The sequence below is a fragment of the Exiguobacterium abrahamii genome (genome assembly GCF_015645365.1).
Lineage (GTDB): Bacteria > Bacillota > Bacilli > Exiguobacteriales > Exiguobacteriaceae > Exiguobacterium_A > Exiguobacterium_A abrahamii.
Map to the genome: position 1 here is coordinate 130,947 of NZ_JADOYC010000008.1, position 11,299 is coordinate 142,245.

At 48.4% G+C, this 11,299-nt stretch carries 11 protein-coding genes; 7 read left to right on the forward strand and 4 right to left on the reverse strand.

The genetic code is table 11. The features are described from left to right. The first annotated feature begins 94 nt into the window (after positions 1-94). The 3 genes from ITJ88_RS15585 to ITJ88_RS15595 all read left to right on the forward strand — a co-directional run bounded on the left by ITJ88_RS15585 (position 95) and on the right by ITJ88_RS15595 (position 4,485). Positions 95-1,867: a CDP-glycerol glycerophosphotransferase family protein gene (locus tag ITJ88_RS15585; RefSeq protein ID WP_195866216.1), complete on the forward strand. Its 1,773-nt coding sequence runs from the start codon at positions 95-97 to the stop codon at positions 1,865-1,867. Beyond that, the gene (locus ITJ88_RS15590) at positions 1,864-2,925 is read left to right on the forward strand and encodes an acyltransferase family protein (protein WP_195866217.1); all 1,062 of its coding nucleotides are present in this window, start codon (positions 1,864-1,866) and stop codon (positions 2,923-2,925) included. Before ITJ88_RS15585 ends, ITJ88_RS15590 begins: the two co-directional genes overlap by 4 nt. A gap of 363 nt (positions 2,926-3,288) precedes the next feature. Further along, positions 3,289-4,485 carry an MFS transporter gene (locus ITJ88_RS15595; protein WP_195866218.1) on the forward strand — a complete coding sequence of 399 codons (1,197 nt, stop codon included), beginning with the start codon at positions 3,289-3,291 and terminating at the stop codon, positions 4,483-4,485. Between the two features lie 52 nt (positions 4,486-4,537). Here the strand turns inward: ITJ88_RS15595 and ITJ88_RS15600 are convergent, their stop codons facing one another. From ITJ88_RS15600 to ITJ88_RS15610, 3 genes are read right to left on the reverse strand one after another with little or no spacing between them, the layout of a single operon-like run. Beyond that, positions 4,538-5,032 carry a DM13 domain-containing protein gene (locus ITJ88_RS15600; protein ID WP_370567849.1) on the reverse strand — a complete coding sequence of 165 codons (495 nt, stop codon included), beginning with the start codon at positions 5,030-5,032 and terminating at the stop codon, positions 4,538-4,540. Positions 5,033-5,092: 60 nt separating this feature from the next. Continuing rightward, positions 5,093-5,545: a DUF4385 domain-containing protein gene (locus tag ITJ88_RS15605; RefSeq protein ID WP_035399231.1), complete on the reverse strand. Its 453-nt coding sequence runs from the start codon at positions 5,543-5,545 to the stop codon at positions 5,093-5,095. A gap of 49 nt (positions 5,546-5,594) precedes the next feature. Further along, a complete protein-coding gene (locus tag ITJ88_RS15610) occupies positions 5,595-6,224 on the reverse strand; it encodes a TetR/AcrR family transcriptional regulator (protein WP_195866220.1) in 630 nt (209 codons plus the stop codon). Positions 6,225-6,332: 108 nt separating this feature from the next. On the opposite strand from ITJ88_RS15610, the gene kynU reads away from it, so the two are divergent. From kynU to kynB, 4 genes are read left to right on the forward strand one after another with little or no spacing between them, the layout of a single operon-like run. Continuing rightward, a complete protein-coding gene (gene kynU, locus ITJ88_RS15615) occupies positions 6,333-7,610 on the forward strand; it encodes a kynureninase (RefSeq protein ID WP_195866221.1) in 1,278 nt (425 codons plus the stop codon). Positions 7,611-7,620: 10 nt separating this feature from the next. Continuing rightward, positions 7,621-9,000 (forward strand): amino acid permease, encoded by a 1,380-nt coding sequence (locus tag ITJ88_RS15620; protein ID WP_230088895.1) that lies wholly within the window; start codon positions 7,621-7,623, stop codon positions 8,998-9,000. A gap of 23 nt (positions 9,001-9,023) precedes the next feature. After that, positions 9,024-9,863 (forward strand): tryptophan 2,3-dioxygenase, encoded by an 840-nt coding sequence (gene kynA / locus ITJ88_RS15625; protein ID WP_195866223.1) that lies wholly within the window; start codon positions 9,024-9,026, stop codon positions 9,861-9,863. A gap of 13 nt (positions 9,864-9,876) precedes the next feature. Further along, positions 9,877-10,500 (forward strand): arylformamidase, encoded by a 624-nt coding sequence (gene kynB / locus ITJ88_RS15630; protein WP_029343146.1) that lies wholly within the window; start codon positions 9,877-9,879, stop codon positions 10,498-10,500. A 40-nt stretch (positions 10,501-10,540) separates the two neighbouring features. On the opposite strand, the gene ITJ88_RS15635 is transcribed toward kynB, so the two are convergent. Further along, positions 10,541-11,182 carry a cyclase gene (locus tag ITJ88_RS15635; RefSeq protein ID WP_195866224.1) on the reverse strand — a complete coding sequence of 214 codons (642 nt, stop codon included), beginning with the start codon at positions 11,180-11,182 and terminating at the stop codon, positions 10,541-10,543. Positions 11,183-11,299 lie beyond the last annotated feature (117 nt).

Consider the following 11,299-nt stretch of genomic DNA (forward strand, 5'->3'; position numbering starts at 1 on the left):
TGGTGATTTCTAGTTTCACTATACTATGTTCACGTAAAATTTAAAAATCTATCATGATTGTGTAAATGCATTGTAATTATTCGAGCGAGGAGAGATGGTTTTGATCGAAGAGACACTGACCCCTACTTTACATGCTGAGGTCACCTACTTGGAATTAGTTGGAACGACGTTTCGTTTCGAAGCACGTTTAAGTGGATTGGCTGATTTTTTGCGTGCCGAACAAACGTTATTTGAAAATCCTACATCGCAACAGCAACCTGAACTTGAGGAACATGACGATGAGTATATTCAGTCTGAACCTACTGAAGCATTAATACCGCTTGAACGTGCCATCGTCTTTCGTAATAAACGAAACAAACGGACGTTCATTTGCCGCTTTCCGTTCGAAGGTGACTGGACGGAAGAAGCCTTTACGGGCGAATTGAACCTGAACCATATCACGCCGACAGGTCGTCCACTGCCGATGGGCTATTTTGATGCGTTCTTCGCCATCGTCCAAGGAAAAACGATCTTACATGAAGCGCCTTTTGGTGATACGCGTTCGTTAATCCCAGTCGCTTACCGCGTCGATACAAAACATAGTAACAGCTTGATCTTACTCGAATATGAACTTGTCGTGCAGTATTCGGAATACAGCAACTCTTTAGGTTTCCATTCCCTGAAGAAAGGCGAATCGAAACGTCTAATCCAAGTCATCGATCGCTATAAGAAGTGGAAGAAGAATATGAAAAAGCGCGCGTTCAAGTTTCGTCGTTTCACCTTCAAGGCGATTTATAACGTTACGAAATGGACGCAACCAATCCAAGAGAACAAAGTCATCCTCGCTTCGGATTCACGGAGTGATATCAGTGGGAACTTTGCTTATATCTTGGATGAAGTCAAGCGTCGTGATCTCGATCTCGATGTGAAGACCTTCTTCAAACCAAATCTTCAGTCTCGTCGTGATTGGCGTGACAAATTTGCCTTGCCATACCATTTAGCGACAGCAAAGACGATTCTTGTCGATGACTTCTATCCGATGATTTACCCGTTGAACATTCGGAAAGGCAGTGATTTGGTTCAAGTCTGGCATGCTGTTGGCGCCTTCAAGACATTCGGGTACAGCCGCCTCGGAAAACCAGGTGGTCCAAGCGCGAACTCGCTCAGTCATCGAAACTATACGAAAGCGATCGTCAGCTCGCATAATGTCGCCCGTCATTATGCTGAAGGCTTCGGGTTACGGGAAGATCAGGTCATCGCGACCGGTATTCCACGGACGGATATGTTCTTCGATCAACCGTTCATCGAGGAAGCAAAAGCACGTATCTATGAGGAATATCCCATCTTCAAACAAAAGAAAGTCATCATGTTCGCGCCGACGTTCCGAGGAAATGGTGCGAAAAGTGCCTATTATGATTTTGATCAACTCGATCTCGATGCGCTGTATGAAGCACTTCATGAGGAGTACGTCTTCGTCCTTAAACTGCATCCATTCATCCGCCGCCGGATGGAGATTCCGGAAGTCTACGCTGACTTCTTCCTCGATTTAACGGATCATCGTGAAATCAATGAGTTGCTGTTCGTCTCAGACATCTTGATTACGGATTACTCATCAACGTGTTTCGAGTTCTCCCTATTGAATCGACCGATGTTGTTCTTCGCGTATGACCTTGAGGACTACATCTCAAAACGTGATTTCTATTACGACTTCGAAGAATTCGTTCCGGGTCCAATCGTCAAGACATCGGACGAATTGATTGAACGGATTAAAAACAAGGACTTCGAAATGCATAACGTCAAAGCATTCGCAGAGTATTTCTTTGAACATCAAGACGGGAAATCGAGCGCCCGGTTCGTTGATCAAATCCTGCTGGGTGAGAAAAAATGAATCGCCCCATCAAACCAGTGACCACACCAGCGTACGATCATTGGCTTGGGAACTATAAGGTCTTACTCATCTTCATGGTCGTCTTCGGTCATTTGATCGAGACGTTCCGTGATTTACCGGGAAACGATAGTGTGAGGATGGCGTATAACGTCATTTACTTGTTGCACATGCCCGCCTTCATCTTCATGAGTGGCTACTTTTTCAAACAAGTTCGACCGCAACGCATCCTCGCCTTCGTTGCCCTGTATTTCATCTGGCAATCGATTCACGAAATCTATTTGTCCTACACGCAGGATGATTCCTTACGTGAGATGTTCGATGGGTTACTCCATCCGCTCGTTCCGAATTGGACGCTTTGGTATCTGCTTGGGATCATCATTTGGCAAACCGTCACACCGGCATTCCAGGTGATGCGTTTCCCGCTGATCGTCAGTGTCTTATTTGCGTTATTGATCAATGCCAACCCAGATTCAATCACGAACTTCCTGTCGTTACAAAAAGTCGTCAGTTTTTATCCGTTCTTTTTGATGGGTTACCTCGTCAAAGAGCGCGGTTGGCTGACTGACGCCGGCTGGCGAAAGCAGATGACGGCACCGATTGGTCGACTGACCGGACTAATCGTCTCACTCTTGATTGTCGTCTTCATGATTGTCTGGACGAAAAACGGATTTGATACGGTCTGGCTCTTCTACCGCGACACCTATGGAGAATTTGAAGTCTCACTTCTGAAGGGAGCAGCGATTCAATTGTTCCTCTATGCCGTCAGTACGATCATGATTTTCTCGGTCTTGTTGCTCGTGCCGCACCGGTCATTTGGAGATCGATTCGATCAGATCGGCATCCAGACGCTTGCGATTTACTTGATTCACTCGTTCATTGTCCGTTTGTTCCGTGATTCGGTTCCACCAGCCATTACGGAGTCGCCACTGTTACTGATTGGACTGTCCTTCTTGCTCGCTACCGGTTTCGTCTGGTTGCTGTCGAGTCGACCCGTCGTGACAATCTTCCGACCGTTGCTGTCACCGAACATCAAATGGTTATTAAAAAAAGAACAATAAGTCTGAATCGGGGCTGACTCAAAAGTCAGTCTCTACAAAGATAAGGGTGGCAGAATGATGATCTGCCACCCTTATCTCGTAACAAAAAGAATGGCGCGTCACACGCACCTCCTACAGGAAAAAGCGCATCGCGCTGTCAGAGACGAACAAGACCCGCTTTTCTGCTTAAATAAGGCAGGAAAACTGGCTCGCGTGTCTCGCCTTAGGAAAGGGCGTGAAAAGACGCGTCATTCTTTTTTTGAGTCAGCCCCTTTTTCGAATCCTCGACTCGTCTGCGTTGACAGGTCCTTTAGCTTGAATCTAAGATAATGAAGGTGAAACAAATAACCGCTTACAGAAAGCGGGTCGAAAGAAGGGGTCCCCTTGCACGCGGATCAACGAAAAAAATTAACGGTCCTCATGATCAATATGTTTATTGCGGTCGGGAGCTTCGGGATCATCATTCCGATTCTACCCGCTTACTTAGCGTCAATTGGACAAGGTGGGACGGCGGCTGGGTTAATGATCGCCATCTTTGCCGGAGCACAACTCGTCATGTCACCGATTGCCGGAAAATGGGCGGACCAATACGGTCGTCGCAAGATGATCATCTATGGATTGATCGGCTTGACGCTCTCGATGTTTGTCTTCTATTTCTCCAATTCCGTCACGGTCCTCTACATCTCGCGCGCAATCGGCGGTGCCGGTGCTGCACTTCTGATTCCAGCGATTTTTGCTTACGTCGCGGACATCACGACGATGGATCAACGCGCAAAAGGAAACAGTTACGTCTCAGCTGCGATGTCACTCGGTATTGTCATCGGTCCTGGAATCGGTGGATTCCTTGCCGAATACGACTTAAAATTGCCACTCCTCGTCTCAGCGATCGTCTCAGGGGCAGCCGTCTTGTTCAGCGTCCTGTTGCTTCAAGAAAGCGAAAAACACGATGCGACGGCGATGGCACCAGACGAAGGGTCGATGCTTAAGAAACTGGGCACATCATTTAAGAAACCGTACTTCGTCCCGCTCGTCATTACACTCGTCATGAGCTTCGGTCTCATGGCATACGAATCAGTACTTGGTCTATTCGTCGATGACCAATTCGGTGCTTCACCGAAAGACATCGCGATCATGGTGACGTCGACCGGGATCATCAGCGTCATTGCTCAAATCTTCATCGTCGATAAGCTGTCACGTAGTCTCGGAGAAGGAAAGGTCTTGAACCTATTCCTGTTCATCGCAGCGCTTGGCTTCCTGTTGTCATTATTGACATCAAGTTACGGTGGATTCTTTGCGATCACCCTCGTCATCTTCCTCGCGACGTCGATTTTACGTCCCGTCTTGAATACGATGATTTCAAAACTCGCTGGTAATGAGCAAGGCTTTGCTATGGGGATGAACAACGCCTACATGAGCATCGGGAACGTGCTCGGACCAACGCTTGCGGGTGTCCTATATGACGTCAATATTCTCTATCCGTTTGCACTCGGTCTGATTTTCCTCGTCGTGACGTTCATCGGATCGTTCATCTGGCAAAAACGTCAAGCACGACTGATTGCCAAGGTCGAACAGAGTTCTTAACGTCAAAAAAGCAATGCGTTTCCGATTTTTTATTCGGAAGCGCATTGCTTTTTCATTCATTCATTGCTTTTAAGTCACCTGTTCCAAAGTCAGCATCAAAGGCACGACACCAAATGACGACACGGCTATGTTTCGTCAAATCGACGTCTTTTGGAATTATATAGTTCTGATTTCCTTGATTCCCTTTTAAGGCACCGAGACGAATTCCATCTGCTGTATCTTCACCGGGCTCGACCAAATACACAAACAGATCTGGACCGTTCGTCGTTTGGAAATCTTCAAAACGTAGATACAACGTATCGTCTACAGTTAGCGTCCTAACGTCCCCTGATGTTTTGTAATTTTTTTCACCGTTCATGAATGTACCTGATAATTCAGCTTCTGTTTCTTTAGGAGAAGGTTGTGACGTTTCGGGGGTGTTTTCCTCCTCTTTTTGTTCCACTGTCGAAGAACCTGGCGGCAGTCCTTCATCGACTGATTCATTCAAAAAAAGAGGTGATGCGAGCCACCAAACTAAAGCCAGTACGAAAACAATGACGATTCCCACGATGACTTTTGATCCTGTTCGCACTACTTCCACTCCATTCCTCTATTAGAGAATCGCAATTTAACCGTATTGTTTTTGATGTTCCCGTTTTAACGCCAAGTACTCTTCATCCGCCCGGATCAAATCCCATTTTTCTTGAAAGATGGCCGCAGATTTTGCTTTTTCTTCGTCGATCTCGCGCGTGTGCAATTCTTTAGTCTCTTTATCTTTATATTTACGCCCACCCTTATAGTTCGCGTAACGTCGTGCGCGCGTATGTCCCATCTGAATGAACTTCCGCGCCATATCCATGCCGACGAAGTCTCCGTCTTCTTTATAAGCTAAATACATCTCATAAATTTTCTCAGACGATTCCTTCGCGATATCCGGCGTCTTAAAACGCCAATGTGGCAAAATCTCACTTTTATAAGGTTCGACGAGTAAGACCCCTTGCTCCCCGCGTCCAACCCGGTACTTTTCCGGCTCCTTACGAAAATCCGTCGTCTTGAAATCGAGATCGTAATCAAACGCCATCCCGGTCACGCTCCCTTCTACTTCGAAACGTTCCCTTCCCGTCCGTTCATCAATCCTCGACCCGGTAGAGTCCTTGCGTATAAATCGTCGATAAGACGTGCGCGATCTCTTCGATCGTCGCTGTCGCCTCTTCGCGGACGACTTCGAATAAATACATCTCATTCGCGAAGAACCACCCACGGGCGACGAGTTTCGGATTGACATCCTGCCGCGCAAGTCCTGTCTCCTGCGCGTACTGGATATCCTGACTGATCCGATCGATGAACCGTTCCCGAATCGCTTTCCATTTCGCACGGACGATGTAAGACATGCCGATTGCTTGCTCGACGATTCGTAGTATCGCTCGTTCTTCTTCCGCGAGACGTAAGAAATCCGTCGCTTGCGTCACGATACGTTCCTTTGCCTCTAGCGGCGTCGCCGGTTCGAATGTTCGTTCCGCGATCGCGTGGAAGCGGCTCATGACATCTTCCATCAGGACGACGAGCAGCTCATCTTTTCCTTCGAAATGGACATAGGCTGTTCCGTAGCCGACGCCCGCTTGTTTAATCACTTGTGAAATGGTTGCCGTTTGAAACCCTTGTTCTAAGAAGACGTCACGTGCCGCACTCAACAGTTTCTCGCGTGTCCGCACTGTGCGCAGATGACGTTTATCGATTTTTTCTGGTTGAGAAGATGACATGTCCTTCACTCCTTTTGTTTTCTCTATTCGATAATATTGACACAATGTCAATTTGTTTGCTACGCTTTTGTCAAAATTGATTGAGCATTCATTTGAGGAGGATGACGTATGACACTGCAAGCAAAACGGAGCGATGCTGTTGCTCGGGACGAGCAAGATGCACTCGCCGCCTATCGTGATGAGTTTTATCTGCAACCGGGTAGTATCTATATGGACGGAAACTCGCTCGGCTTGTTATCGAAGCGTGCCGAGAAGACGTTGCTCGAGTCGCTATCAGACTGGAAAGAACTCGGAATCGATGGCTGGATGAAAGGACGTCATCCTTGGTTTGAATTATCGGAACGTCTCGCTGCTCTCAACGCTCCGCTCGTCGGCGCACAAGCTGAAGAAGTCATGGTGACCGGTTCGACGACCGTCAATCTCCATCAACTCGTCGCGACATTCTTCCAACCAACAGAAGGACGAGACAAGATTTTAGCGGATGCGCTGACGTTCCCGTCGGATATCTATGCCCTCCAAAGCCAACTTCGCTTACGTGGCCTGGATCCGGAGACACACCTCATCCAAGTACCGAGTCGGGACGGTCGCTTTTTAGAAGAAGACGATATCATCGCTGCGATGACAGATGATATCGCGTTAATCGTCTTGCCGGCGGTACTTTACCGAAGTGGACAAATTCTCGATATGGAGCGTTTGACGAAGGAGGCACACGACCGTGGCATCCTGATTGGTTTTGATGGTTGTCATTCCGTCGGAGCCGTTCCCCACGCGTTCCATGACTGGGATGTCGACTTTGCCTACTGGTGTAATTACAAACACTTGAACGGCGGTCCTGGAACGGTTGGTGGATTATTCGTCCACGAACGTCATTTCGGAACGTTGCCTGGTCTGACGGGCTGGTTTGGTTCACGCAAGGATAAGCAGTTTGACATGGATCACACGATGACACCGGCGGCGCATGCCGGTGCCTTCCAGATCGGGACACCACACGTCTTAAGTCTTGCTCCACAAATCGGTGCATTAGAGATGTTTGACGAAGTCGGTATCGAAGCCGTTCGGACAAAATCACTCGCGTTGACGCAGTACATGATGGAACTCGTCGAGCAGGAACTCACACCGTACGGTTTCGTCATCGGAAATCCGATCGACGATACACGCCGCGGGGCGCATCTCAGCCTCGAGCACCCGGAAGCAGCACGGATCTGTAAAGCACTCAAGGAAAATCGGATCATCCCTGATTTCCGGGCGCCAAACATCGTCCGTCTAGCACCCGTCGCGCTCTACAATACGTTTACCGATGTCTATGACGTCGTCGCGACACTCAAACGAATCATGGAAGATAAAGAATACGAACGTTTCGCGAATGAACGCGAAGTCGTTGCTTAAGGAGTACACCATGGAACAACCTACTGAACTACGGCGTGATCTCAAGACACGCCAACTCACGATGATTGCGATGGGCTGTGCGATTGGTACCGGTCTCTTCCTCGGAAGTGGACTTGCGATCGGACTTGCCGGACCGAGTGTTTTGATCAGTTACGCAGTCGGTGCCTTCATCGTTCTACTTTTAATGGGCTGTCTGGCTGAAATGACGGTCGCCCATCCGACATCTGGCTCGTTCGGTACGATTGCCGAACGATACATTAGTCCTTATGCGGGTTTTCTCGTCCGCTATTCATACTGGATCGCAAACGTTCTCGCGATTGGCGTTGAGGTCAGTGCGATTGCTATCTATATGAAGTACTGGTTCCCGGACGTTCCCGGGGTCGTCTGGATTCTCGTATTCGCTGCCGCGTTGATTTACATTAATGCCACGACAGTCAATACGTTCGCGACCTTCGAATACTGGTTCTCAGTCATTAAAATCAGTGCCATCTTGCTATTCATCCTGCTCGGTGCCTACTTGGTCATTGGTAGTCCAAGTCCTGAGATTGGTCCACAAAACTTCACAAATGACGGTGGCTTCATGCCGTTCGGTTTCTCAGGTCTCTGGATCGCGATCTTCATCTCCCTGTTCAGCTTCCTCGGAACGGAATTGATTGCCGTAACCGCTGGTGAAGCGAAGGATCCAGATGTCGCCGTACCGAAAGCATTAAAAGCGACGGTCTTCCGTCTCTCGACGTTTTATGTCATCACGATTGCTTTGATGTTGATGATCGTCCCGTGGCAACAAGCAGGCGGCGTCGATCAAAGTCCGTTCGTCAAAGTAATGGAGATGCTATCGATTCCGTATGCAGGCGGCATCATGAACTTCATCATCCTGACAGCGGCGCTGTCTGCGATGAACAGTCAACTGTATGCTTCGACACGGATGATGTATTCGTTATCGAAGGCAACGTATGCGCCAAAAGTATTTGGACGCTTGAATCGAAAAGGTGTACCACTCTTCGCACTCGCCTTGTCAACGCTCGGGATTTTTCTCGCAGCGATCATCAGCAGTCAATCGAGCGTCTCTTATCCATTCATGATGGGGATTTCGATGTTCGGGGCGATTTTCACATGGTTCATGATTTTCATCTCCCATCTGTACTTCCGTAAAGCCTGGGAACGTGAGGGTGGACGGACGTTACCGGTTCGGATGATGGGCTATCCCTATCTGACTGCCCTCGGTGCATTGTTGTTATTCGCACTCGTCCTAACGACATGGTTCACGGATTTCCAAATCGTCTTGAAGTTTGGTGTACCGTGGTTAGTATTCTTGTCGATCGCCTATTTCTTCTGGAAACGGGCGCATCCGGAACAACCACAGACCGCTGAAAAACGAAAACTGAATTAATATGATAAAGGGGATGAATGGGAATGACAAAGACAGATCCTACGTCTATTGAAGCATCGATTCAAACGGATTTTAAGAAAGATATGTCCTACGGGGATTATTTGCAACTAGATCCATTGCTTACGAGTCAACATCGCTTATCGGGGCATCATGACGAGATGCTGTTCATCATCATTCATCAAACGAGCGAACTCTGGATGAAGCTGATCCTGCATGAGATGCGAGCAGCGACGCAAGCGGTCGCAAACGATGATCTCGAATCATCGTTTAAGATGCTCGCACGTATTTCAAAGATTCAGCACCAGTTGATTCAGTCGTGGAATGTTTTGTCGACCTTGACCCCTGCCGAATATCTGGAATTCCGTGATGCGCTTGGGCACTCGTCCGGTTTCCAATCGTATCAAAACCGCCAAATCGAATTCGCGCTCGGCTTCAAGAATGAGCAGATGCTAAAAGTGTATGCGCATGACGAAACACTCTATCCGATGATGCTGGAAGATCTGAAGACACCAAGCATCTACGACGAAACGATCCGAGCAATGGCGCGCCATGGGCTACCAATCGACCAATCCGTCCTTGAGCGTGATGTCACGCAAGACTGGACGCCGAATGCAAGTGTCGAAGCAGCTTGGGCAAGTGTCTATCGGGATGTCGAACAATACTGGGATTTGTATGAACTCGGTGAAAAACTACTTGATATCGGGAGCCAACAGCAGATGTGGCGCTTTAACCATATGAGTACCGTCGAACGGATCATCGGACAAAAGCCAGGAACGGGCGGTTCTTCTGGCGTCAGTTATCTACGCCGTGTGCTCGACCACCGCTTCTTCCCGGAACTGTGGTCAGTCCGCACGACATTATGAGGAGGATGAAGCGATGACACGATGGATTGATGTTTCACAACCACTTGATCGCCACGTCACGACGTGGCCGGGGGATACACCGTTTGAAGCAACATTGACATGGAATAAGGCAGACACCGGTTCCGTTAACGTCGGAAAGGTAACGATGAGTCTGCATACTGGCACTCATGTCGACGCGCCGTTTCATTTTGACGATGCTGGACAAAAAATCATCGACCTTGATCCGGATCTCTACATCGGACATGCACGTGTCATTTACTTACCAGGTCGTACAGAAATCACAGCCGCTGATTTAGATGGCTTTGAGCTAAATGACGTCCAGCGCTTGATCATCAAAACGGATGGTTGGATCGACAAATCAACTTTCCCAGAAACGATTCCCGTCTTGACGCCAAGTCTTGCTGAACGTCTCGGCGAACTCGGAATTTCGCTGATTGGTCTCGACTTACCAAGCGTCGATGCGATCGATAGCAAGGAAATGGCGGCCCATCACGCACTGGCGCAGCATGGAGTCCATATCCTCGAAGGACTCGTCCTTGATGCGATCACGCCTGGTGATTACCACCTCAACGCCGTCCCACTCCCGCTCGTCGATGGCGACGGTAGTCCCGTTCGTGCCTTACTTCGTCCATACTAAAAAATCCGTCCAGCAGGCTCTCTGCCGGACGGATTTTTTGTTACTTAGGTAGTGGTTCGAACAAACTGGCTTCGATTTGACGAACGACATGCCCAAGGACTGCAAGCGATGGATCGACCTCGAATCCTTGATCCAAGGAATGATTCGCTCCTTCAATAACATCAATCGTCAGTTGTGAGGTGCGACACGTTTCAAGTGCCGCTTCATCATAAAACTTATCGGCTGTTCCGATGACAAGGAGTCCAGCTTGCGACGATGTGGCGATTTGTTCGACTACTTCGGCTTCAAGAACGGGTGTTAAGAAGACGAAGCATGCTGTCTGTAGATTCGGCTTAGCAAGCAATGCCGCTAGCGGAATCGTTCCTAACGACTTTGCGATGAACTGAACCTTTTCGTATGTATGTGTCGCAAGCACTTCTGAGACGACGGCGTCGACCCGGCGCGTCATGCAGACATTCGATTCTGCGGCTGACATCGAAAATAGCTCTTCCGTCACATAGTGAATACAGATGACATCGATGCCTCGAGCTAGTAGTGCCATCCGGCTGTAGTAGAAGTAAGGATGATCGTACAAATAAGATGCTCCTGAGATTAAGAAGCAAACCTGTTTGGATCCCATTTGAAAATGATCATATGAAACGGTCGTCTGATCGACGACGATGGATGATTGTTCGATATGCATGAAATCCCTCCACACTTTTTCTAGACTTTACCATTTCAGAGGTAGACTGTCATGCCTTTTTCGGTTCTCCCTTATAAACTAAAAAGGCGATGTACCGCATTGGGTCATCGCCAATCC